A 22,487-nucleotide genomic window follows, 5' to 3' on the forward strand; every position below is an offset into this window, starting at 1 on the left:
TGATTGCTTGCTGATACGTTTTGACTTCAGCGCACCGCACACAGCCCCTTCGCCGCCCCAAACACCCACAACACTACCCCGCCCCTCAGGCACCCAGCGCCTTCGCCGAAACCGGCTGCGCTTGCGCCGATCCCATGCCACCAGGCGCGGCCTCGGCCGCTGGATCGGGCACTTCGGCGCGACCGACGCGCATGGTGCGGGCGGGGACGCGGAACAGGCCGCGACGGGCGGCGGCTTCGCCCAAATCCTCGCGCGAGGTGAGGCTGACCAGCCAGGGGGCGGTCAACAGGCCCAGCGTGATCGGCGAGAGCCACAGCGCGGTGACGGGATCGAGCCAGACGGTGGCGGCAAACGCCAGGCCGAGCAGGATATGGTCGCGCATTGCCGGCAAGATCGCGCGCACGGCAATGGCCTGGGCATCGCGGTTCTGCGCGTTCCATTGCGAGGGAATGCCGAGCAGCAGCCCGAGCAATGCCTTGATCTGCAAGAGCATCGACACCGGCGCAAACAGGGTGGACAGCACCAGTTCGACAAGGACGGAGCGGAGCGCGCGCCACGGCCCGCCAAAGGCTGCGCAGCGCCGTGCGTCGGCGAGGATCCACACCAGGCCCATCACCTTTGGCCCGAACAGCAGCAGCACGGTAAGCGCCAGCACGCCCGGCGGCACGGTCATCAGGACACTGCCTTCAATCCCGCCGCCGATGCGCGCCATGGCCACCTGGGCGATCGTGGCGAGCAGCAGCAGCAGCCAGCCCGGCGAAGTAAGATAGGCAGAGGCGCCGATCAGCAGGTGCAAGCGGCTGGTGCTCGCGAGGCCCGAGGCACCGATCAGGCGCAAATGCTGCAGATTGCCCTGCATCCAGCGGCGGTCGCGCAGCGCATGATCGACGATGGTGGGGGGATATTCTTCATAGCTGCCACCGATCATCACCATGTGCACGGCCCAGCCGCGCCGCCGCAGCAGCGCGGATTCGACCATATCGTGGCTGAGGATATGCCCGCCGAATGGCGGCTTGCCCGGCAGATCGGGTAGGCCACAGCTTTCGGCAAAGGCGCGGGTGCGCACGATGGCGTTGTGGCCCCAGAAATTGGCCTCTGCCCCGCTCCACCACAGCAGCCCGGCCGATGCGATCGGGCCATAGGCCTCGCTGGCAAACTGCATCCAGCGCTGGAACAGAGTGCGCGCATTGGTGATCATCGGCACGGTCTGGAGCAGGCCGATCGAAGGCCGCGCCTCCATCAGCGAGGCCAGGCCAACGATAGCGGCGCCGGTCATCACGCTGTCGGCATCAAGCACGAGCATGTTTTCATAAGCGGCGCCAAAGCGGCGGACCCATTCGGCAATGTTGCCGGGCTTGCGCGCGGTATTTTCCTCGCGGCGGCGATAATAGATGGCGATCGGCGCCCGCGCGGCCAGTTCGGCCCATGCGGCCTCTTCGCGTTTGCCATGGAGGGCGCTGGAATCGCTGAGCACGAAGAAATCGATCCACGGCGCCCCGCCCGACCGATCGATCGCATAGGCCATGGCCTCTACCCGGGCGAACACCGCGTCGACATCTTCGTTATAGACCGGCATCAGCACGGCAGTGCGATGCGCCAGGCTGGCGGCGGGTGATGGCACCGGGACAAAGCCGGGATGCGCGCCGCTGATCAGCTGAATGAAGCCGATGGTCGAGCTGACAAAGCCAAACGCCACCCAGCTGAACAGCGGCACGAAGAACACCAGCAGTGCCACCTCGATGGCATTGAGACCATCGCGCGAAAAGGCGACGCGCACCTCGCTCGACGCAGCAAGGCCCAGCACCGCCGTCAGCGCGATGAGCAGCCAGCGCTTGACCAGCAAGCCGTGAGGGCGCGTTTCCACCTCGCGCCGCGCCGGCGCATTGCCGAACAGGCGCTGCACCGGCATGTCAAGCGGCGCTTCGGCCGGGAGCAGCGGCGGCTGGCCGGCTGGCACGGCGCGGTTCGTCATGGCTGGATCGCCTTGATCACGGTTTCACTGAGCGCACCGCCGCCGCGCTTCAAGAACAAGCGGAATTCACGGGCGGCGAGCCCCTGCGTTTTGATATCGAGCGTGACGCGCCATTGCTTGTCGCGCCCGGCGACCGGGCCGACCGCCTTGTGCAGCACGGCCTCTGGCGGCAGGTCCAACTCGGCCGTGACACCGCTGCTGCGGGTAAGGCCGGCAAGCGCATCGCCCTGGAAATCGAGGACATAGCGTGTGGCACCGGGGATCGGATCACCGCCCGGTACGCCGCCCGGCCCGGCAAACACCTTGATGCAGCGGGCATTGGCATTGGCGGCCAGATCGCGGTTGGTCCAGGTCAGCCGATAGGCAAAATCCTGGCGCTGGCCGGCCTTGGCCGGCCGATCGCTGAGCCAGAAAGCCGCCACATTGTCGACGTTTTCCGAGATCGTCGAAAAGGCATAGAGCACAACCGCACCCGCGCCCCAATCACCCTGCGGCTCTACCCACAAAGATGGCCGGCGATCATAGAACGCCAGGTCATCCTGATAGTGATCGAACGCCTGATCCCGCTGGACCAGGGCAAAGCCACGCAGGGAGTTGGCGCGAAAGGTGTTGGTGCGCGGCTCTGGCGGGTTTTCCAGCGGGCGCCAGATCCGCTCACCATCGGCCATCCAGATGGCCAGGCCGTCGGAATCGTGCACCTCGGGCCGCCAGTCGCGGCGATCCATCTTGGTCGCCTCGTCAAAGCAGAACATGCTGGTCATCGGCGCGATACCCAGCCGCGCCACGTCCTTACGCAGGAACAGCGCCGATTTCACCTCTTGCACCACGCCCGCCTCGGTCTGGCGGGTATCGAAGGCATAGGCCCCAGTCAGCGACGGCCCCTCAAGCAGGGCATGGATCACGAGGCGCTGGCGCCCTTCCGGCCCGCCCAGATCCTCGATCCAGAACGCGGTAAATTCGGGAAATTCCTCCGCCCCGGGCATTGTGCCGGTATCGACGGCAATGCCCCGCGCCGAAAGGCCGTACTGGTCTTTCTCGCCCGCCGCGCGGAAATAGGATGCGCCCAGGAACGCCAGCCAATCGCCATGGCCATCGGCATGCATCACGCGAAAGCCGGCGGGATCGACATTCTGCGCCGCGCCGAACAGCCCTTGGGTGTTGATCAGCGGGCGCGCCTGGCCGGCGGAAACCACGTTGATGCCCACGGCAAAGGGCGCGGTTTCCAGCCGGGTGGGAAAGAGCCGCACGTGGCCCGGCAGGCTTTGTGCCTCGCCATAGGTCAGCCGGGCAGCATCATCGAATGTCGGCGCGGCCCGGCGCGAGGCGGTGCGGGCCGCATAAGGGCGGCGCGCGGAAGCCTGGGCGGCGGCCACCAGGATATCCCATGAAAATGGCTGGGCCGGGCCGAAATTGCCCGCCGCGCCCTGGGCCAAAAGCCGCGCCGGCAGCGCCGCCAGGCCTGCCAGGGTAAGCGCCATCGTGGAAAAACCGCGGCGCGACACGGCCGCGCCGGCAGCGGCATCGGAAGGGTTGGAAGGATCGATCATGCCTGCCTAACGCAGCCCCCGTCGTTCGGTTTCGGCGGAAAGCCGGTCTGTTCCACGGCCTGCCCCGCCTGGGTTTCGTCCTGTCACGGCTTGGGCGGGCCAGCGCGCCGCCCGATGATCACCTGAACGCCGGGCTCCAGCCCGCTCGCCAAGATCTCGGTGCGCTTGCCGTCGCTGGCACCGGTGGCCACTGCCACCTGGCGCGGCTGGTTGTCTGCCGACAGGATATAGATCGTCCCGGTGCGCGGTGGCACGCCTTCGGGCGTGAACCCCAAGGCCGCATTGGGCACGAGCAACACGTTTTCGCGCGCGGGCAGGTCGATTTCCACCGTGGCCGCCATGCCAGGGCGCAACTGCACCATGGCGCCGTCGCTGGCAGCCGGCGGATCGAGCGCGAAGACCGCCAGGCGATCGAGACCGCGCGTATCGTCGGTGGGATCGATCCGCACCAGCCGCGCGGTGCGCACCTTGTCGGCCATGCCGGCCAACAGCACGTGAGCGCGGGCATTGGTGGCCAGCCGCTGGGCGTCGGCAGTCGGCAGCGGCACCGTCACCACCAGGCGATCGAGCCCGGTGGCGAGCGACAGCAGCGGCGTGCCCGGCGCCACGAGTTGCCCCGGCGCCACCGCGCGCGAGACCACCACGCCATCGAACGGCGCGCGGATCGTGCCATCGGCCAGCTGCCGCCGGGCCAGGACTTCATCGTTGCGCGCCTTGGCCAGGGCCGCCGTGGCGCTGGCAAGGGCCGCTGCCGTGCGCGAAAGTTCGGCGCGCGCGCCGTCCATTTCGTTCACCGAAGGCACCCGGCCGCCAGACTTGCGCCACACGCCCTCATAACGATCGAGCCGGGCACGGGCGCCATCGAGATCAGACTGGGCCGCCAGCAGCGTGCCTTCGGCCGCCGCGCGCGTGGCCTCCGCACTGGCGAGCGCGGCCTGCAGCGGCGCGGTATCGAGCACGGCGATCGGCTGGCCGGTGCGGACCACGCCATCGCCCGGCCCGAGCAGGCTGTGCACCACGCCGCCTTCGGGGGCGCGCAGGATCACTTCGTCCTCCGCGTGCAGGGTTCCGCTCGCGCTCATCACCGGAGTCAGGCTGCCGCGTTCCAGTGGCACACTGTAATATGGCATGTCCGGCCCGTCGACAAAGCGCAGCAGCAGCCAGAACGCCGCCACGCCGGCCACCAGTAGCGCCAGGACCATGCCCCAGCGCGCCAGCCCGGCGCGCGGGCGGGCGCCGAGAAAGGCATCGAGATCGCCGTCGGTCATGGCGTTGCCGAGCATTGCGACGGCGCCTGGGCCGGAGCCGCCGGGGCAAGATCGGCGGCGGTCCAGCCCAGGCCATGGGCTGTCCACAGCCGCACCTGCGCGCGCGCCAGCCCGGCCCGCGCCGTGGCATCGGCCTCACCAGCAGCCAGCGCAGAGGCTTCGGCCACATAGAGCGTGGCAAAGGGTTCAGCGCCAGCGCGATAGCCGGCGCGGGCATCGCGCACGGTGCGATCGGCCTGCGCCAGGGTGCGTGCACTCGCCTGGGCAAGTTGGCGCGCCGCCTCCAACGCCTTGGCCGCGCTATCCATGTCTTCGGCATTGGCCGCCGTGGCGCTGGCCAGGGCGGCGCGCGCCTGATCGACCGAGGTCGTGCCGGCAACCACCGCCTGGCCCTGCTCCTGGCGCACCAGCATCACGCCAGCGCGGCGGGTATCGGGCGCGACGATATCGTTCAGCGCGGGCACGGCGCCGCCCTGCCCCATCAGCGCAACCAGCGCATCGCCTGCAAGGCCGGTTTCCTCTGCCAGGTGCGCCATGGCCTGCGATACATCGGTTTCGGCCTGGGTCACGGCATCGGCATCGAGATCGACCATCACGCCGCCCAGCGCGCCGTCGATCGCCGAAACTAGCCCGGCCTCGCGGCGGAAGCGGGCGATTTCGGTGTTGTCCTGCCAAGGCGCGGCAGCGCTGCGCCTTGCGGCCAGGCGCGCCTGGGCCAGGCGCACGGCAAGATAGGCCTCGGCCATGGCGGCAGCGCGGCGATTGACCAGCGCGGCATGGGCATAGACGCCGGGTGCCACGCCATCGGCCACGCGCTCTGTGGCCATTAAGCCGGTAAGCCGTCCGCCAAGATGACGGCGCCGCGCCGCGAGGCGATCGGCCTGCGCCTGCAACTGCCAGGCATCGCAGGCGAGGCGCGCATCATGCGCCAGGCCCTGGGCAATGACCTGGGCCAGCACCGGGTCACCCGCCTGGGTCCACCATGGGGTGGCGTCGGCGCGCACGTCGTCTGCCGGGGCCAGGCCGGGATCGACCACGCGCGGCGCGGGCACGGCGCAGGCCGCACAGGCCAGCGCAAGGGCCAGGGCTGCTACCCCGCGGCCAGGATGGGATGGTTTCACGCAGAACACCGGCTGGCGATTAGCAAAATATCACCGTGTGGCAATCGAATGACGGGCGAAGGGCGGATCGCCGCAGCCGTATCCCGCATTTCGGCGCAAGGATGGGGCGGTTGGGCTGCTGTGCGAACGCATCATCGCCCCGGCTTGTTCCCCACGCTGTTTACGATAGAGCAAAGCGCCAATCGGCAGGCGTGGCCAAGCCCCCTGCCCGGCACAAGGAACTGGCGATGGATCTGGGCATCAACGGGCGCAAGGCAATGGTTTGCGCGTCATCCAAAGGGTTGGGCCTGGCCTGCGCCACGGCCCTGGCGCGCGAAGGGGCGCAAGTGTGGATCAACGGGCGTGACGCCGCCCGGCTTGAGGCGGCGCAAGCGCGGATCGCCCGCGAAACCGGCGCCAGCGTTATGGCGGTGGTGGGCGATCTCGACACGGCAGAAGGGCGCGCCGCGCTGCTCGCGGCCTGCCCCGATCCCGATATCCTGGTCAACAACAACCACGGCCCGCGCCCCGGCAAGCTCGACATGCTGGAAGAGGCCGACTTCCTGGCAGCGCTGCATGCCAACATGCTGAGCCCGCTGGCGCTGATCAAGGCGGTGGTGGGCGGCATGCGGGCGCGCAAGTTTGGCCGCATCGTCAACATCACCTCGGCCCAGGTGCTGATGCCGGCGCCCGAGATGGGCCTGTCGGTTTCGGCGCGCGCCGGGTTGATGGCCATGGCCAAGGTCTTGCAGTTCGATTGCGTGGCCGACAACGTGACGGTCAACAACCTGTTGCCCGGCCCGTTCGACACCGATCGCCTGGCCTCGCTGGCGCAGCAGCAGGTGGCGCAGGAGGGCATCACGCTGGAACAGGCCTATGCCCGCATCGGTGCGCGTGGTCCCTCGGGCCGGGTGGGCCAGCCGCACGAATTCGGCGATGCCTGCGCCTTTCTGTGCGCGGCGCAGGCCGGCTATATCTCGGGCCAGTGCCTGACGCTCGATGGCGGCGCCTATCGCGGCTTGTTCTGACGGGCGCAGCCGGCTAGGCGCACGGGCATGCTCACCATTTCCGGCATCACCGTGCGCCTGGGCGGCCGCACCATCATCGATCGCGCCTCGGCCACCGTTCCCACCGGCGCACGCGTCGGCCTGATCGGGCGCAACGGCGCGGGCAAATCCACGCTGATGAAAGTGCTGATCGGCGAGATCGAGCCTGACGAAGGCAGCGTGGACATGCCGCGCCGCGCACGCCTGGGCTATATCGCGCAGGAAGCGCCCACCGGTACGGCCACACCGTTTGAATCCGTCCTGGCCGCCGATACCGAGCGCGCCGCGCTGCTGATCGAGGCAGACACCTGCACCGACCCCGACCGCCTGGCCGACGTGCACGAGCGGCTGATCGCCATCGACGCCTACACCGCCCCGGCGCGGGCGGCGCGCATCCTCATCGGCCTTGGCTTTGACGAAGCGATGCAGGCCAACCCGCTCGACAGCTTTTCGGGCGGCTGGAAAATGCGCGTGGCGCTGGCCTCGTTGCTGTTTTCGCAGCCCGACGTGCTGCTGCTCGACGAACCGTCCAACCACCTCGACCTGGAAGCAACGCTGTGGCTGGAGAATTTCCTGCGCAGCTATCCTGGCACGCTAATCGTGATCAGCCACGAGCGCGACCTGCTCAACAACGTGGTGGACAATATCCTGCATCTGCAGGGCGGCAAGGTCACGCTCTATCCCGGCGGCTATGACAGTTTCGAGCGGCAGCGCGCCGAACGCGCGGCGCAGGCCGCCGCGGCCCAGGCCGCCCAGGCCAGCCAGCGCGCCAAGCTGGAAGACTATGTCCGCCGCAACAGCGCCCGCGCCTCTACCGCCAAGCAGGCGCAATCGCGCGCCAAGATGCTGGCCAAGATGCAGCCGGTGGTGGCCATGCTGGAAGACCCCAGCCTGACGTTCGATTTCCCCAGCCCCGATGAACTGCGCCCGCCGCTCATTACGCTGGACATGGCGGCGGTGGGCTATGCCCCCGGCCAGCCGATCCTCAAGCGGCTGAATCTGCGCATCGATCCGGATGATCGCATTGCCCTGTTGGGCCGCAACGGCAACGGCAAGACCACGCTGGCGCGCCTGCTCGCCGGGCAATTGCCGGCGATGGAAGGCGGCATGACCACCTCGGGCAAGCTCGCCATCGGCTATTTCACGCAATACCAGGTGGAAGAACTGGCCGGCAGCGACACCCCGCTGCTGCACATGACCCGCGCCATGGAGGGCAAGACCCAGGCCGCCGTGCGCGCCCAGCTGGGTCGGTTCGGCTTTTCCGGCAACAAGGCGACGACCGAAGTTTCGCGCCTTTCAGGCGGGGAACGCGCGCGGCTCGCCCTGGCGCTCGTCACCCGCGATGCGCCGCACCTGCTGATCCTCGACGAACCGACCAACCACCTTGATGTCGATGCGCGCGAGGCGCTGGTCCAGGCGCTCAACGCCTATCAGGGTGCAGTCATCCTGATCAGCCACGACCGCCACATGGTGGAATTGACCGCAGACCGCCTGGTGCTGGTCGATGACGGGGCAGCCGTGCCCTATGATGGCAGCATGGAGGATTACATCGACTTCGTGCTGGGCCGGAACCAGCCCAAGGCTGATGCCGCTGCCAAGCCAGCCGCGAGCCCCAAGACCGAGGCGGAGAAGGCTGCCACCCAGGCGGCATGGCAGGCGCGCCGCGAGCTGGGCAAGCAGATTGCCAAGGCCGAAAAGGACATGGCCAAGCTGCAGGCCCGCATCGCCGACATCGATGCCGCCCTCGCCGATCCGGCCAAGGCAACCGGGCAGCTCAAGGGCATGAACCTGGGCGCCATGGGCAAGCTGCGCGAAGACCTGGAAGCCGAACTCGCCCGCGTGGAAGCGCAGTGGCTGGCGTGGAGCGAACAGGTCGACGGGTGAGGCACGGGGCATTGATCGGGGTGGTATCCATCCCGATCGCCCATTGCCACCTCACCCCGGTGTCGCCGCCGATCCGGCGAGAAGGCCGCCATCGATGTTGAATTCCGCGCCGGTCACATAGGTTGCCTCGTCGCTGGCGAGCATCACGGCGAGCGCTGCCACTTCCTCGGGCGTGCCAAAGCGCTTGAGCGGGGTATCGGCGACGAGCGCCCGCATGCGCGCGTCGCGATCGGGGCCGGTGCCCAGCATCGGCTCCCACAGCGGGGTCAGGATCGCACCGGGATGGATCGAATTGCAGCGGATTTGCCAGCCGGCCTGCGCGCAATAGAGCGCCACCGACTTAGTGTGATTGCGCACCGCCGCCTTTGACGCGGCATAGGCGGCGGCAAAAGGGATGCCGACCAGGCCCGAGCGCGACGAGATATTGATGATCGAGCCCTTGCCCTGCCCCTTCATCGCGCCGATGGCATAGCGACAGCCCAGGAACGTGCCATCAAGGTTGACGGCATGGACCGCCCGCCAGTCGGCCAGGCTGGCGTGTTCGGGATCATGCGCCACGGCGCCATGCTCGAACCCGGTGACCCCGGCATTGTTGACCAACACATCGATCACTGGCGCCTGCATGGCGAGCGCGGCCCAGGCGGCCTCGTCCCGCACATCGAGCGCGACGAACCGGCAGCCGATCGCGGCGGCCGCAGCACTGCCGGCAGCGGTGTCGCAATCGGTCAGGATCACCTGTGCCCCCTCGGCGTGAAACTGCCTGGCGATGGCCAGGCCAATGCCGCTGGCAGCGCCGGTGACCACACATGTCTTGTCCTGCAACCTTGGCATGATCGCCTTGCCCTTTCTCTGCCCCTCGGGGGGCGTCGGTCTGAGCGGGAAACGCCGTGGAGGCAAGTTCATTTCCTGTCGCGAATCGGGCTGGCTTGTCGCCAGCGCTGCTGCGGCCACCCGCGCCTCGCGGTGCATCGCACCATCGCCTGGCCCGCAAATCGGCCGAAATGCCGGTTTTACCGGGTGATTTAGGCAATAAGCAGGTGCAATATGGTATAGACGAAGCATTCTATCCGTATTACCATGTCTTCAATTAGTATTACTAGACCGGGTACCCAAGTATTACGAGGTCAGGCTTATGGAAGGCGTTCTGGTCGGCAAGCGGCGGATAGGCACCCAGGCACCGGTGACGGTGGGCTGGGAAAACGTGCCACGGGTGGAAGGCGGCCCGTTCAAGCGCCTGTTCTTCACCTGGTTTCAGCCTACCGTGCTCTTCGCGATGATCCTGTTCTGGTACTATGCGCCGAACTCGATCGCCAAGGCATCCACCGCGATTGGCATCGGCATCGGCTTTCGTGTCTTGCTGATGGCGATGGAGTTCTTCTTTCCCCGCCACGAAAGCTGGCAGCTGACGTGGAAGGAAGTCACCACCGACTTGTTCTATGTTGGCCTGGGTTACACTGTATTACGCCTGGTCGATGGCTTCATTGGTTCGGACGTGATGGTCGGCGCGATCCAGGACGCCTTGCACTTGGACAAGTTCAACTGGTTCATCACGCTGCCGATATTGGTGCAGGCCTTCCTGATTTCGTTCATTTTCGATTTCGGGCAATACTGGATGCACCGTGGCATGCACAACTGGTATCCGCTGTGGCTGCCCCATTCGGTGCACCACTACATCACCCAGCTCAACATCAACAAGGGCGCGGTGGGCAATCCGGTCGAGCTGTTCCTGATCGGCTTGGGCGTGGGTGGCTTCTTCGATTTCGTGCCGCGCGCGTTCCTTTTGGCCGGGGCCATCGGCATGGCGGTGGGCAGCTATCAACACATCAACGTGCGGTTCAATTCGCCGCGCTGGTGGCGCTTCCTGTTCCACACTACCGAACATCACAGCCTGCACCATTCTCAGGACTTTGAGGCCAGCCGCAGCAACTTTACCAATACTTATATCTTCATCGATCGCATGTTCGGCACCTGCGTCGATGGTGAAGCCGAACTGCTGGGCATGGAAGGCGGCCGCCGCATGAGCATTCGCGAACAGATGACCTACCCGTTCACCGATGGCTGGCGCACGATCAAGGCGAAGTTCGCCCGCCCCGCCACCACCACCGCCGTTCCGGCCGAGTAACGTGGGGATGAGCAGCAGCACCGCCTCCTTCGCCGGCACCGCACCCCATGACGCCCACCGGAAAACACCTGTGAACCTGCGCTTCATCGATTGGATCTGGCATGTGCGCGGCAGCCTGGACCTGCCCGCCGGCCAGACCGGCGACGAAGCCTTTGCCAAGCTGCAACCGCTGTTGCGCCAACCCGGCACCAGCCAGCAGCGCGCCGCCGATGCCCTGCGCTTCAGCAAGGTTGATCCCGCCGCGCAAGACAAGCTGGCCGTGTTCGAAAACGGCGTGCTGCAGGTGGAACAGGGCAGCGCCGGCCTGGTGCTGCGCTATCACCTGATCAGCCGCGCGCTCCTGCTGTGCTTTCTGGCACCTCTGCTGTTCCTGGCCTTTGCCCAACTGACCATCGCGGTTGGTCATTGGCAGAAACCGGCGGCCGAAGCGGCGGAAAAGGCCAAGGCCGACAAGAAGAAAGACGCCAGCAAGGACCGCGTCCTGCCGATGAACCCCATCGACAAGGCCCTGGGCGCCCCCGCGCCTGACAAGGACGGCAAGAAGCCCGACCGCAAGGGCGATCGCTACTCCCCGACATCGGCCTATGTCTTTGCCAGCTTCTTCGCCGTGCTCTATGTGATCGGCCGCATCCTTGAGGCGAAACTGGTGAAGACCCGTCTGCGCAAGCAATTGCTGGGCGAATAGGCGCCGTTGGCAAGGGCGCCATAACGGCATAACACTGGGCATGGTTCCAGTGGAGAGCGTGGATGCCAGTTTTGCTTGCTGCACTTGCGCTTGGCCTCGCCGCGCCAGATCTGATCCACGGCGAAAGAGTTGTCACGGCCGACGATTATCCAAGCCGCATGACACAGGCCCTGCAAAGCGCGATGGTCAACATGGAGGTGGTGGTCAACCCCGCTGGCCTAACCGAATCCTGCCGCATGATCGGCTTTGTGCATGGGCCTGGCTTTGCCGAGAAGCCCCCCGCGGCCGTGACATGCGCGTTGATCAAACGGCGCGCGCGCTTTGAACCAGCGCGCGATGCCGAAGGTCAGCCAGTCTATGGGGTCTATCGCACCTGGATCAGCTATACGATCGACAACTTGACCAACGCCAAGAACCCAGACCAGGTCGATCTGGACGTTTACGTCGCCCGCTTGCCAGCCGGAATAGCGGATCGCGCGCGTGTGGCGGTCGCCCAGTTCGTGGCGGCAGACGGCACGCCCGGCGCATGCGTGGCCGCCCCCAAGACACAGCCCCTGGCAACCGAAATCCTCTCTCCGCCGCTCGCCAGGGCCGCTTGCAAAACCCTGGCCGGAAGCGGAAAATTGGCAGTAGTTACGAACAAAGTAGGTGTTCCGGTCGCCACCACGCGCCGCCTTGTCGCGCGCTTTATCGTGGGACAGTCGCCCGCGCCCGCAAAACCAGCAACGCCCTGATCGCGCCTGCCCAAATGGGCGTGCCGCGTGCGAGGGCAGACACCGGCGCAGACACCCCCGTAAAAATCCGGTACACCCGACGCACGATCATGACTGGCTGAGGGGAAGCATATGATGGAGCGCCGCAGCGTGCTGGCGGGCTTGGCGGCGCTGCCCTTGTGCCCCGCGCCATCTGCCCACGCGGCGCAGGCCCACGCGGCACAGGCCCCTCTGGGAGCCGATATGGCCGTGTTGCGCGCGGCATTGGCGATCCATCCCGGCCGCGACCGCTATCTTTCTCCCGCAGAACTGGCCCGGAACCTTGACCGGTTCGCGCAGGATTATGGCGCGGGGCTGGACGCGGGCAATCTTGATCGGTGCTATCTTGCCTTGTCACGACTGCTGGCGACGCTGCGCTGCGGGCACAGCTATGCCAATTTCTTCAACCAGTCAGATGCCGTGGCCAAGGCGCTGTTCGACCGGCCGACGCGGCTGCCGTTTCATTTCGAATGGATCGGCGCGGCCATGGTCGTCACCGCCGATCACACCGGCACCGGGGTATTGCCGCGTGGCACGCAAATCACCGCGGTGAACGGGGTGCCGAGCGGGCAGATCCTGGCCCGGCTCATGCCCTATGTCCGCGCCGATGGGCACAACGACGCCAAGCGCCGCTCTTTGCTCGGTGTTCGTGGCAACGCCACTATCGAAACCTTCGACGTGTTCCAGGGCCTGCTGCTGCCACCCGCAACCGGGCGCCACGCGCTCGACGCCATCCTGCCCGATGGGCGCCGCACCCGGATCGAGGTGCCCGCGATCGGCCTTGCTGCCCGGCGCGCCACCATGATCCGCTTACCCGCCAGCAGCGACGAGCCGCGCTGGAGCTATCAGGTGCGCAGTGATGGCATTGCCGTGCTGACCATGCCCGACTGGGGGATGTGGAACAGCAAATGGAATTGGCGCAGCTGGCTGGCAGACCGGCTTGACGATGCCGCGCACGCCCGCGGCCTGATCATCGATATCCGTCGCAACGAAGGCGGGGATGATTGCGGCGATCAGATCCTGGCGCGCCTGGTCGATCGCGATGTCATGAACTGGCCATTCAGCAGCCGCGTGCGATTTCGCACCGTGCCCGCCAGCCTCGCCGATCATGTTTCGACGTGGGACGACAGCTATCGCCACATTGGCGAAGGCGGGGCCGACCTGGGCCACGGCTGGATCAGCTTGCCGCAAACCCATGCGCCGCAACCGGTCCGGCCCGATGCCAAGCGGTTGACCGTGCCGGTGGCCGCGCTGATCGGCCCGGCCAACAGTTCAGCCACGTTCGGATTTATCAGCGCGGCGCGCGCCAGCGGCAAGATCACCCTGTTTGGCGAGCCGACCGGCGGCAACCGCCGTGGCACCAATGGCGGAGGCTTCTTCTTCACGCGCCTGCCAGGCAGCGGCATCGAGTTCGACCTGCCGCTGATCGGCTATTTCCCGCCGACGCCGCAGCCCGACGCCGGCATCATGCCCGATCATCTGGTACCGCAAACCGCCGCCACCATCGCTGCCAGGACTGACCCCGTGATGCAGGCTGCCGCCGCGTGGATCGCCACGGCGTGAATGAGGGCGCGTAGGCAAAATCGGCGGTTCGGGAATGACTAAAACTGGTGGGTAGGAGACGGTCGGCTTTGGGGTGAGAAAGACGGACGGGTGCGATCCGCGATCCTATTCTGCGAATAGATCGACACCCCAGCCCACTCCGCAAGAGGCCATCACCGCCATGTAGGCGGGGTCCAACCATAATCCACATTGAGCGTTGGTGTTGAAGTAGATCGCGCCATAGAGCGTGATTATTTTTGGCTTCACCTCAGCAATAAGCCGCTGGAAGGCGGCTTCTTTGCCTCGAAGAAGATCAACTATGGTCGATACAGCCTCCGCATGACTAGCGCCGTCATTCAAGCGATCGGGGTGAACATCGATCCACCAGCCATTGAATTTGCATGGACGCCCGCTCTTGCCAATCTGCCCTTTAATAGCAGTTGAGGTAGGGGCCAGCCCGATAGTATCCGATACGGCTTGCGGTTCGGCCTCAAAGCCGGTGATGGCGAGCGTGAGCATGTCGCGATTATGTCTGCTTTCGGGCGCGAGAGAAAGCCCGCCCTATGATCAACTTTGCGCGATCCCGGGCATTCGAATTTTGCCCACGTCGCCTCAGGCCTGGCGGTCAGACAGCGCGGCGAGGCCAGCGCGGAAGGGCCGCCGCACCGCATGGAGCGAGAGCGCCCAGCCAACAAGGCCTACGGGGATGACCACGGACAGCGTTTGCCCGGGGTTGAGGTGCCAGTGCAGCGCCACCAGGCGCGCGCCCCGGGCCAAGCCGAGCGTGGCAAGCGTGGGCCACAGCACCAGCCGCGCCAGATCGCCCAGCGCCGCGCCGGCCAAGGGACGCGCCTGCCATGCCGCCACGCCCAGGGCGAGCGCCCAGCCCAGTGCGACCAGCGTGGTGGCCAGGGCCGCCGCGATCGGACCATGGCTGGCCAGCGCCAGCGTGAGCGCGGCCGTGGCAACCGCTGCCACGGACTGGACCCACAGCACCCGATGCTGCCGATCCTCGATCACCAGCACGGCCGAGGCCACCGCAATCGGCAAGGCCGCCATGCGCGCCACGCAGAACACCGCGATGATCGGCCCTGCACCGGCCCAGGCCGGCCCCAGCATGACCGGGGCAATCTCGTCAGCGACAACGGCAAGCCCTGCCAGCGCCGGCCAGCACAGCGCGCCGAACAGCCCAGAGAGGCGCAACCAGCTGCCATCGCCCGCCCTGCCCCGCGCCCGCTCTGCCGCAAGGCCGGTGGTGACCAGCAGCCCGGCCGGCTGCACGAACATATCGGCGAGCGCGGAAACCACGCGATTGCCGGCACGATAAAGGCCCGAGGCCGCCGGCGAAAACACCGCGCCCAGCAGCAGGTCTCCGCTGTAGTTGGCCAGGAAACCGACCATGACAGAACCATACCGGCTCCACGACCACGCCAGCACGCGCCAGGTTTCCTGCGCGGAAGGCCCGGCCAGGCGGGGAAGCAAGAGAACGGCACGATAGGCGACGATGAAGATCGCCAGCCGGGCATAGACCTGCACCACCAGCGCCCACAGGCCCCAGCCCATGATCAGCAAAGCCGCCGCGCCCAGGCCAGCGGCAATTTCCGTGATCACGGTAATCGCGTAATAGCGGCGCACCTGCTGGCCGCGCAGCAGCATGGCCTCTTCCCAACCAGCCAGGGCCGCCAGCAGGTTGGACGGGGCAAGGCAGAACAGCAGCAGGGCCACGCCCGAACCGCGAAACACGAACGGCGCGGCCAGGCCACAGCCGCACAGCAGGAGTACCCAGCCCAGCGCGACGATGACGTTGGCGACAAGGCCCGCGCTGGCGACGGCGGCGCTGTCTGCCTCGGGCGCCTTGAGCACGTATTCGAATGGCCCAGTGTAGAGCATGGTACGCGAGAGCGTGAGGAACGCGGCGGCAATCGCGAATACGCCGAAATCGGCCGGTGCCAGGGTGCGCGTGGCCACCAGCGTCACGCCGAGCAGCGCCAACTGGCTGCTTGCCCGCGCCGACATGGCAATCACTGCCGTGAAGCTGCCCCCGCGCCACCACGCCGCGATCCGCACAGCCAAGCTGCGGTGGATGGGCGGTGGCAAAGCCTCGTTCATCGTCCGCCTCATACCGCGCAGGCGATCAACAGATCGAGCAGCGTGCGCCCTGCGCCTGCCCAGGTGTAGCGGCCAGCGCGGGCCAGCCCGGCCGCCACCATCGTGGCGCGCGTGTCGGCCTGTTCCAGCGCGGCGATCTGATCCAGCCAGGCCGTGGGATCATCGGGATCGGCCATCAAGGCCGCCGCGCCGCATACTTCGGGCACGGCGCCACAGGGCGCGGCAATGACCGGGCAGCGGCACAGCATGGCCTCAACCGGCGGCAGGCCAAACCCCTCTGTCCGCGAAGGAAAAAGCAGCGCCTGGGCGCCTTCATACAGCGCGCGCAGCGCCGCATCGTCGCAGCCCCCGGCGAATACGGCATCAGCGGGGGGACGCAGGCCCGCCGCCAGCAATGCCTCACGCCCTGGCCCAACGATGACCAGCCGGCGCGGTGGCCAACCCTGCCCAGCACAGTGTGCGGCATTGGCCAGTTCGAGGGCTTCGAATACCACGGCATTGTTCTTGTAGGCCTTTACGCTGCCAAACATCAGCAGGTATTCGCCCGGCGCCAGGCCCAGACGCGGCAGGGCGGCAGGATCGGGCGCCACTTCAAGGATATGATCAGCGCCGTTGTGGACGATTTCCACGCGCCCGGCGCCGATCACGCCATATCCGGCCAGATCGCGGCGCGAATAGTCAGACACGGTGAGCACCAGGTTGCTGGACCGGGCCATGAGCGGCGCCAGGAGGCGATAGCCCATGCGCTGGCGCCAGGGATAGGAACAGTCTGGCCGGCAGAACTGCGCATCGTGCAGCATGGTAATTTTGGGTCGATGCAGCACCGGCGCCAGGTTGGCGAGGTTGACCAGCAGGCTGCCCCGCGCCAGCGCGGGCAGGCGGCGCTGCTCCCAGCTTTGGCTGGGGCCATGCACGTCTTCCTCCACCCGGATGGCCTCATAGGGATCGGCCGCCGGGCACCCGGCGGGCACGATCAGCCGCACATCAGGGCGAGCAGCGGAGGACATGGCGGCCAGCAGGCTGTCCACCTCGCGGATCAGGCGATCCGAAACGCGCCACACCCCATTGTGCTTGCCGGCGCGAAACTTGCCATTGAATGCGATCGTTCGCACCGGATTACATGCTTTCGATCTTGCGCGGATCGATCCGCCCGCGCCACAGGTCCGCCAGCGCCAGGGCATTGCCGCGCAGGCGTCCCCAGCGATCGACATGGGGCTCGGGAAACGGCGCACGCAGCAGGTTGGCCAGGACATTGCGCCACAGCAGCTTGCGCCCGAGCGGGCCGGGCATGGTGCCCTTGCGGCGCAGGTAGACGATGTTGGCCACCTGCGAATAGCCCAGGCGCCGGCCCGAGGTGCGCCCGCCCTTCACCCCCAGGTGCACGCCCGAAACCAGCCCGGTGGATACCAGCCGCCCGTGCCGGGACAGGCGCATGGTGAAATCGATGTCCTCCTGCCAGCCATACAGCGGCAGCGCCTCGTCAAAGCGCAGATTGCCGACATGGGCCATGCGCAGCGCCATGTTGCAGCCATAGAGAGCCTCGCGCGGGATGATCGCAGGATCGAGCAGCAGGGTCTGCGCGGCGATCATCGCCTGGGCCTGGGCAATGCCATAGCCGCCGTGGCGCACACCATCACCTACCAGATTGCCGGTGATCCCGGCCACATCGGGGTGGGCGAGAAACAGGCGTTCGACCGCCGCCAGGTAATCGGGCGCGGCTACGAAATCATCATCGAAGAAGATCACCACGTCGGTCCGGCCCGCGAGCAAATCGAGCGCGTGGTTGCGCTGGCGGCACAGGCCACGTTCGGCCAAGGCCAGTTCGGGCGTCAGCGGGCTATCCGCGATACCGGCAAGATCGGTTGGCGCCGCGCCGACGACGATTACGCCATCGGGCTGCCGCGATTGCCCGGCAAGAAGATCGATCGTCTGGCGCGCCAGGCTGGCGCGGCCAACGGTGGCGATGGCAACATGGATTCGCAGCATGCTCTGACGCGGTCCCCCTGGTGGATTTCCCCTACGTCGTAAGACCGCGATGCAGCCGGTCCACGCGCGTTGGCTCCGTTACCGAGAGACTAAGCCGCGTGGATTGTAGGGCGGGAGCCGGGCAAAATCGGCACGTCGGCGCAATTCATCGAAAAAATTGCATTTTTGCAGTGCAAGAAATCGGCTCTTCGCCTGCTACGGGTTTGCCACGCCATGGTGCCATTTCGGCATCTTCGCACCGGCAAAATCGACACCACTGGCGTTACGGCGCGGTGTTTTGCAGCCGGTCGCACCTGTGCCTCGGCCCAGCGCAACTGATGCGATCTCAACAACCCTCCGAGCCTCCCGTCAGACCGCTGTTTTTGTTTCAGTTTAACGACAGCAAAGCCGACATGTCGGCACGCGCGCGCGCCATTCGCCTTGGCTGCGCTGTCAAACCATCATCAACGTTGCAGTGCAACGCAGACCGGGTGCAGCGCAGCAAGAACCAAAGTCGTCATACCTACGGCCGCCCCGTGCGACGCAACAGCGGACCTGTTGCGCTGCAATCGTGCGTAAAAACGGTGGTATTCACGGGTTTACAACCAATCGCTGCTATGAAAAGCCTATGCAGGACGGTCAGGCGGGACGGGAAAAACGCCCTTATCAACGGCCGTGTCAACAGGAGCGAAGCGGGAACAAGCTGGCCCTGAAACGCGTTTAAATTTGGTAACAGCGGTTGCTGCCGCCAAGGCCAAGAACACTGGTTAAAAGGGTTGCAGGATGTCTACTCAGTCTTTCCGCGAAGATGGTTTCGTCTCGTTCCATGATGCCCCTGCTGGCGAAGGCACCGCCGCCGCCAAGGGACTGCTGATCGGCTTGGCGTTGAGCCAAGTTTTCTGGATCGGACTGGCGCTGCTCATCTTTTGATCAGAACATAATTCACCAAGCGTTCTTGGTTGCTGTCGTTTACTTACGCGTGACGGGAGAAGCACCAGCCGGTGCCTCTCCCGTTTGCGTTTTCCGTTAAACGATCAGCTTGCCCAATCCGTCAATACGCGCCGCGCGCCAGAATTACGCTCGGCACTGTCAGGATCAGGATGCGGAAATAGAGCCGCAACGAGCGGGCGCGGCGATAGAGCCGGTCACAGGCCACGCGGCGGCGATACGTGGTATCGTGGCGGCGCGCCACCTGCCACAGGCCGGTTACCCCCGGCCGCACCGCGCAATAGGCGGCAAAATGGCGCCCATAGCGCACGACTTCGGCATCAACGATCGGCCGCGGCCCCACCAAGCTCATATCCCCACGCAGAACGTTGATGAGCTGGGGCAGTTCATCCAGGCTGCTCTTGCGCAGCAACCGCCCAACCGCCGTGATCCGGGGATCGTTTTGCAGTTTGTGCGTCGCTTCCCATTCGGCACGCGCGGCAGGATCGGTTTCCAGGACATGGCGCAGCCGCGCATCGGCATCCACGCACATCGAGCGAAACTTGAGGCAGGCGAAGTGACGCCCGCCTGCTCCCACCCGGCGATGGCGGAACAACACCGGGCCGCCATCTGAAAACCGCACAAGCGCGGCGATGGCGAGCATGAGCGGAAGAAACACGACAAGTGCGCCAAAGGCCATGATCACGTCGATCGCGCGCGTCCACGCCTCTGCCCGCGCGATACGCGGATCGGACGCAGGGTGGCGCCAGCGCGCCCGCGCTGCACGCGGCGCCGTGGAAAGATCGGGGGTGAAAGCAAGCGATGGCCCATGCCAGGTGCCGGCGGAATTGCGGACACCCTCGGGTCGCGCAGCGACGTTGTGTTGATGATTCACCTGAGCTGGTCCCCACACCGGGCGACGCCGCATATCCGGCGTCCATGGCAGGGATGATAGGAACAGCCCGCAGATGCCGTCAGCGAGCGATACAGCCGAGATGGTTCGTTAGCTGACGCAGCGACGGCGAATCACCTAGTGAAGGCGCAACACGCCCCAGATAATCAGTGCCCAGGCGAACGCCGAAGAGCCACCAATGATCGCCACCCGCAGCCACAGCGGATAAAGCGTGTCCGCTGCCTGAGCATTGCCCTGCGCCAGCGGCAACAGTTCTTGCTGCAACGCATGAACGGGTGAAAAAACAGGCTCTTCCTCACCAGACACGAGCCGTGGCACCGGGGCATCATCGGCCGGTGGCGGATCGGGCAGGATGCTGTGACGCGGCTGTAAAACGGGCATGGGGGATTACCTCCACCCGGGTTTTACGCCCACCAGATTACTGCCACCTGCGCCCGGGCATCGGGGGGTATACGTATTGCCCTCAGGAAATTCCCTTATCCGATTTGGCGATTTGACGCCGCCGGATATTCTCGAATGTGGATGCAAGTGCGCCGGGCGCCAGTCAGGCGCGGTGCGCCTCGGCCAAGGGTTCCCCCAGCACGGGATAGCCATGGCCATCGGGAATGGCCAGCCACGGCTCCCCATCGCGCATAACGGTTTGCGGCACGATCGGCACCACGGGATGGGCTGCGGCATGCTGGCTGGCCGTGGCGAAATCGTCGAACAGGGCCAGGCGTTCAAGATTGCGCCGGGTGGGAAAGATGACGCGAAGGTCACCCCGCGCGGCGGCAGCCAGCGCCTCTGCCGCGCTGGCCCAGAACAGATGGCAGTTTTCGGTACGATCCACTGCAAGGTCGACCATGCCACTGCCAAGGTCAGCCAGATAGAACCGCGTGTCGAACACGCGCCCCGGCTTCCCCCGCGGCCACCAGCGCGCCCATGGCACCAGGGCGGCAGGATCCAGCTGCCAGCCAAAGTGCGCCAGCACCGGCGCCATGCTCCCAGCCTGCGCCAAGATCGCCCGGGCCTGCTGCGCGCCCGACGCATCGAGCGCGGCGGCATCCAGCCGGGCAGGCGCCAGGCCCACGAGCAATCCGGTTTCTTCCAGCGTTTCACGCACGGCGGCCACGCGCGCGGCGGCATCATCTGCATCCAGCCCGGATGCCCAGCCAGGCCCTTTCGCGACCAAGGCATGATCGGCCGCATCCACCTTGCCACCGGGAAACACCGTGGCGCCGCCGGCAAAACGCAACTGGGCCGAACGCTCCACCAGCAGGATCTGCGCCGGCGCGCCTGCCGCGCCCTTGCGAAACACGATCAGCGTGGCGGCTGGTTCTCCCAGGGCAGTGTCGGTCGGTTCAGAGGCATGGTGCGTATCGGACATCGCGCCACCATGCGGTTGCTGGCGAGCCTTGCCAAGTGCCCGCAAGAACCGTCGGCATATTTTACAATTGGCCAGCGCGGCGCCATGCAAGGGCTGTGGGCATCCCCCTGAAAGATGGCCCTTACGGAAACTGGCACGGTCTGTGCTTTATTTTGCATACCCCGAAGACTTCTTTCTTCGAGAGGCGGAGCCGGACACCCCAAGTCTCCCCGGCTCCGCCTCCCCCGGGGTTACCAACACCGTAGGATACCACGAAAAAACGCGGCCTCCCGATCAGGAAACCGCGTTGTTCAGCAGGTTGCGCCCCGGCCATCGCGTGCCGGGGGCGGCACCGTCAGGCCGGCTTTACCTCGGCCTCTTCCATCAGCTGGGCCAGTTCGCCCGCTTCGTACATTTCCATCATGATGTCCGAACCGCCAACGAACTCACCCTTCACATAGAGCTGGGGAATCGTGGGCCAATCGGAATAGGACTTGATGCCCTGACGGATTTCCATGTCCTGCAAGACATCGACGCTGGCATATTCCACGCCGAGGTGTTCGAGGATCGCCACGGCACGGCTGGAAAAGCCGCATTGCGGGAACAGCGGCGTACCCTTCATGAACAGGACAACGTCGTTGCCCTTGACGATTTCGTCGATGCGCTGCTCGGTAGACATGGTGGGATCAGTTCCTTTCGGCCCCTTATTTGGGGGCAGCGGTGGTCAGTTGCAAGGCATGAAGCACGTCGCCCATGCGGCCACCGAGTGCGGCATAGACCGCCTTGTGCTGCGCCACGCGGCTCATCCCGGCAAAGGCGGGCGAAACGACATGCGCGGCATAGTGATCACCATCCCCGGCGAGATCGGTAATCGTCACCTCTGCATCGGGCAGAGCGGCGCGGATCATCGCCTCGATCTCGGCAGCGGCCATCGCCATCAGACTTCGCCCATCAGCTGGCGGCGCGCGTCAACGGCCTTGGCATCGAGCGCGGTGCGGATTTCTTCCTCGCTGACATCGACGCCAGCAGCGATCAGATCACCCAGCAGCTTGCGCACCACGTCTTCGTCCCCGGCTTCCTCGAAATCGGTGTGAACCACCGACTTGGCATAGGCTTCCGCCTCCGCCTGGGTGAGCTTCATGCGCTCGGCCGCCCACTGCCCCAGCAAACGGTTGCGACGGGCATGCACGCGGAACAGCATTTCCTCGTCGTGGGCGAACTTGGCTTCGAACGCGCGCTCGCGATCATCGAACATGGTCATTGTGGTCGATCCCGTTGTGGTCCCACCTTTGCGGATAGTCAGCCACTGC

Annotated in this window: 22 protein-coding genes; 7 read left to right on the forward strand and 15 right to left on the reverse strand. The window is 66.1% G+C overall.

The annotated features are described in order from the left end of the window. Nucleotides 1-85: 85 nt before the first annotated feature. The 4 genes from mdoH to ABIC78_RS03520 all read right to left on the reverse strand — a co-directional run bounded on the left by mdoH (nt 86) and on the right by ABIC78_RS03520 (nt 5,908). Nucleotides 86-1,972 carry a glucans biosynthesis glucosyltransferase MdoH gene (gene mdoH, locus ABIC78_RS03505; RefSeq protein WP_354487881.1) on the reverse strand — a complete coding sequence of 629 codons (1,887 nt, stop codon included), beginning with the start codon at nt 1,970-1,972 and terminating at the stop codon, nt 86-88. After that, nucleotides 1,969-3,519: a glucan biosynthesis protein gene (locus ABIC78_RS03510; protein ID WP_354487883.1), complete on the reverse strand. Its 1,551-nt coding sequence runs from the start codon at nt 3,517-3,519 to the stop codon at nt 1,969-1,971. The genes mdoH and ABIC78_RS03510 overlap by 4 nt, the downstream gene beginning before the upstream one ends. An 83-nt stretch (nt 3,520-3,602) precedes the next feature. Next, nucleotides 3,603-4,802 (reverse strand): efflux RND transporter periplasmic adaptor subunit, encoded by a 1,200-nt coding sequence (locus ABIC78_RS03515; protein ID WP_354487885.1) that lies wholly within the window; start codon nt 4,800-4,802, stop codon nt 3,603-3,605. Then, nucleotides 4,784-5,908, reverse strand: a complete 1,125-nt coding sequence (locus tag ABIC78_RS03520) for a hypothetical protein (protein WP_354487886.1) — start codon at nt 5,906-5,908, stop codon at nt 4,784-4,786. Before ABIC78_RS03520 ends, ABIC78_RS03515 begins: the two co-directional genes overlap by 19 nt. Before the next feature lie 191 nt (nt 5,909-6,099). Here ABIC78_RS03520 and ABIC78_RS03525 point away from each other — a divergent pair, with 191 nt between their 5' ends. Next, nucleotides 6,100-6,915, forward strand: coding sequence for an SDR family oxidoreductase (locus tag ABIC78_RS03525; protein WP_022674727.1), 816 nt, complete (start codon nt 6,100-6,102; stop codon nt 6,913-6,915). Nucleotides 6,916-6,942: 27 nt separating this feature from the next. After that, entirely contained in the window at nt 6,943-8,817 is a 1,875-nt protein-coding gene (locus ABIC78_RS03530) for an ABC-F family ATP-binding cassette domain-containing protein (RefSeq protein ID WP_171793996.1), read from the forward strand. Between the two features lie 51 nt (nt 8,818-8,868). On the opposite strand, the gene ABIC78_RS03535 is transcribed toward ABIC78_RS03530, so the two are convergent. After that, a complete protein-coding gene (locus tag ABIC78_RS03535; RefSeq protein ID WP_062785407.1) occupies nt 8,869-9,648 on the reverse strand; it encodes an SDR family oxidoreductase in 780 nt (259 codons plus the stop codon). A 301-nt stretch (nt 9,649-9,949) separates the two neighbouring features. Between ABIC78_RS03535 and ABIC78_RS03540 the strand changes: the two genes are divergently transcribed. The 4 genes from ABIC78_RS03540 to ABIC78_RS03555 all read left to right on the forward strand — a co-directional run bounded on the left by ABIC78_RS03540 (nt 9,950) and on the right by ABIC78_RS03555 (nt 13,939). After that, nucleotides 9,950-10,939: a sterol desaturase family protein gene (locus ABIC78_RS03540; RefSeq protein ID WP_354487889.1), complete on the forward strand. Its 990-nt coding sequence runs from the start codon at nt 9,950-9,952 to the stop codon at nt 10,937-10,939. A 70-nt stretch (nt 10,940-11,009) separates the two neighbouring features. Continuing rightward, entirely contained in the window at nt 11,010-11,624 is a 615-nt protein-coding gene (locus ABIC78_RS03545; RefSeq protein ID WP_171797951.1) for a hypothetical protein, read from the forward strand. Nucleotides 11,625-11,815: 191 nt separating this feature from the next. Continuing rightward, complete coding sequence (locus tag ABIC78_RS03550; protein WP_354487891.1) at nt 11,816-12,358, forward strand: hypothetical protein; 543 nt, start codon at nt 11,816-11,818, stop codon at nt 12,356-12,358. Nucleotides 12,359-12,469: 111 nt separating this feature from the next. Then, a complete protein-coding gene (locus tag ABIC78_RS03555) occupies nt 12,470-13,939 on the forward strand; it encodes a S41 family peptidase (RefSeq protein WP_354487893.1) in 1,470 nt (489 codons plus the stop codon). A gap of 105 nt (nt 13,940-14,044) precedes the next feature. On the opposite strand, the gene ABIC78_RS03560 is transcribed toward ABIC78_RS03555, so the two are convergent. The 4 genes from ABIC78_RS03560 to ABIC78_RS03575 form a co-directional block, all read right to left on the reverse strand. Then, nucleotides 14,045-14,437, reverse strand: a complete 393-nt coding sequence (locus ABIC78_RS03560; protein WP_354487895.1) for a DUF4279 domain-containing protein — start codon at nt 14,435-14,437, stop codon at nt 14,045-14,047. 93 nt (nt 14,438-14,530) lie between these two features. Continuing rightward, nucleotides 14,531-16,027, reverse strand: a complete 1,497-nt coding sequence (locus tag ABIC78_RS03565; RefSeq protein ID WP_354487897.1) for an oligosaccharide flippase family protein — start codon at nt 16,025-16,027, stop codon at nt 14,531-14,533. A gap of 8 nt (nt 16,028-16,035) precedes the next feature. Beyond that, the gene (locus ABIC78_RS03570) at nt 16,036-17,139 is read right to left on the reverse strand and encodes a glycosyltransferase family 4 protein (protein WP_354487899.1); all 1,104 of its coding nucleotides are present in this window, start codon (nt 17,137-17,139) and stop codon (nt 16,036-16,038) included. Nucleotides 17,140-17,143: 4 nt separating this feature from the next. After that, a complete protein-coding gene (locus tag ABIC78_RS03575; protein WP_354487901.1) occupies nt 17,144-18,013 on the reverse strand; it encodes a glycosyltransferase family 2 protein in 870 nt (289 codons plus the stop codon). 762 nt (nt 18,014-18,775) lie between these two features. Between ABIC78_RS03575 and ABIC78_RS03580 the strand changes: the two genes are divergently transcribed. Then, a complete protein-coding gene (locus ABIC78_RS03580; RefSeq protein ID WP_157088941.1) occupies nt 18,776-18,922 on the forward strand; it encodes a hypothetical protein in 147 nt (48 codons plus the stop codon). 121 nt (nt 18,923-19,043) lie between these two features. Here ABIC78_RS03580 and ABIC78_RS03585 read toward each other — a convergent pair whose 3' ends face one another. From ABIC78_RS03585 to ABIC78_RS03610, 6 genes are all read right to left on the reverse strand, one after another. Next, nucleotides 19,044-19,814, reverse strand: a complete 771-nt coding sequence (locus ABIC78_RS03585; protein ID WP_354487903.1) for a sugar transferase — start codon at nt 19,812-19,814, stop codon at nt 19,044-19,046. Between the two features lie 135 nt (nt 19,815-19,949). Next, nucleotides 19,950-20,150 (reverse strand): hypothetical protein, encoded by a 201-nt coding sequence (locus ABIC78_RS03590; protein ID WP_354487905.1) that lies wholly within the window; start codon nt 20,148-20,150, stop codon nt 19,950-19,952. A gap of 226 nt (nt 20,151-20,376) precedes the next feature. Further along, nucleotides 20,377-21,198: an NUDIX domain-containing protein gene (locus tag ABIC78_RS03595; protein ID WP_354487907.1), complete on the reverse strand. Its 822-nt coding sequence runs from the start codon at nt 21,196-21,198 to the stop codon at nt 20,377-20,379. A gap of 334 nt (nt 21,199-21,532) precedes the next feature. Next, a complete protein-coding gene (grxD, locus tag ABIC78_RS03600) occupies nt 21,533-21,856 on the reverse strand; it encodes a Grx4 family monothiol glutaredoxin (protein ID WP_022675083.1) in 324 nt (107 codons plus the stop codon). Nucleotides 21,857-21,881: 25 nt separating this feature from the next. Continuing rightward, complete coding sequence (locus ABIC78_RS03605) at nt 21,882-22,115, reverse strand: BolA/IbaG family iron-sulfur metabolism protein (protein WP_354487910.1); 234 nt, start codon at nt 22,113-22,115, stop codon at nt 21,882-21,884. Further along, nucleotides 22,115-22,438: a DUF1476 domain-containing protein gene (locus tag ABIC78_RS03610; RefSeq protein WP_022675081.1), complete on the reverse strand. Its 324-nt coding sequence runs from the start codon at nt 22,436-22,438 to the stop codon at nt 22,115-22,117. Before ABIC78_RS03610 ends, ABIC78_RS03605 begins: the two co-directional genes overlap by 1 nt. Between the last annotated feature and the right edge of the window lie 49 nt (nt 22,439-22,487).

Origin of the sequence: Novosphingobium sp. 1529 (assembly GCF_040544855.1) — a bacterium.
GTDB lineage: Bacteria > Pseudomonadota > Alphaproteobacteria > Sphingomonadales > Sphingomonadaceae > Novosphingobium > Novosphingobium capsulatum.

Bases quoted from the DNA above. Each gene is read 5' to 3' on its own strand.
- ABIC78_RS03510 (WP_354487883.1), bottom strand. From the start codon at position 3,519: ATGATCGATCCTTCCAACCCTTCCGATGCCGCTGCCGGCGCGGCCGTG.
- ABIC78_RS03580 (WP_157088941.1), top strand. From the start codon at position 18,776: ATGTCTACTCAGTCTTTCCGCGAAGATGGTTTCGTCTCGTTCCATGAT.
- mdoH (WP_354487881.1), bottom strand. From the start codon at position 1,972: ATGACGAACCGCGCCGTGCCAGCCGGCCAGCCGCCGCTGCTCCCGGCC.
- ABIC78_RS03610 (WP_022675081.1), bottom strand. From the start codon at position 22,438: ATGACCATGTTCGATGATCGCGAGCGCGCGTTCGAAGCCAAGTTCGCC.
- ABIC78_RS03575 (WP_354487901.1), bottom strand. From the start codon at position 18,013: ATGCTGCGAATCCATGTTGCCATCGCCACCGTTGGCCGCGCCAGCCTG.
- ABIC78_RS03515 (WP_354487885.1), bottom strand. From the start codon at position 4,802: ATGCTCGGCAACGCCATGACCGACGGCGATCTCGATGCCTTTCTCGGC.
- grxD (WP_022675083.1), bottom strand. From the start codon at position 21,856: ATGTCTACCGAGCAGCGCATCGACGAAATCGTCAAGGGCAACGACGTT.
- ABIC78_RS03555 (WP_354487893.1), top strand. From the start codon at position 12,470: ATGATGGAGCGCCGCAGCGTGCTGGCGGGCTTGGCGGCGCTGCCCTTG.
- ABIC78_RS03530 (WP_171793996.1), top strand. From the start codon at position 6,943: ATGCTCACCATTTCCGGCATCACCGTGCGCCTGGGCGGCCGCACCATC.
- ABIC78_RS03595 (WP_354487907.1), bottom strand. From the start codon at position 21,198: ATGTCCGATACGCACCATGCCTCTGAACCGACCGACACTGCCCTGGGA.
- ABIC78_RS03540 (WP_354487889.1), top strand. From the start codon at position 9,950: ATGGAAGGCGTTCTGGTCGGCAAGCGGCGGATAGGCACCCAGGCACCG.
- ABIC78_RS03565 (WP_354487897.1), bottom strand. From the start codon at position 16,027: ATGAACGAGGCTTTGCCACCGCCCATCCACCGCAGCTTGGCTGTGCGG.
- ABIC78_RS03550 (WP_354487891.1), top strand. From the start codon at position 11,816: ATGGAGGTGGTGGTCAACCCCGCTGGCCTAACCGAATCCTGCCGCATG.
- ABIC78_RS03560 (WP_354487895.1), bottom strand. From the start codon at position 14,437: ATGCTCACGCTCGCCATCACCGGCTTTGAGGCCGAACCGCAAGCCGTA.
- ABIC78_RS03535 (WP_062785407.1), bottom strand. From the start codon at position 9,648: ATGCCAAGGTTGCAGGACAAGACATGTGTGGTCACCGGCGCTGCCAGC.
- ABIC78_RS03605 (WP_354487910.1), bottom strand. From the start codon at position 22,115: ATGGCGATGGCCGCTGCCGAGATCGAGGCGATGATCCGCGCCGCTCTG.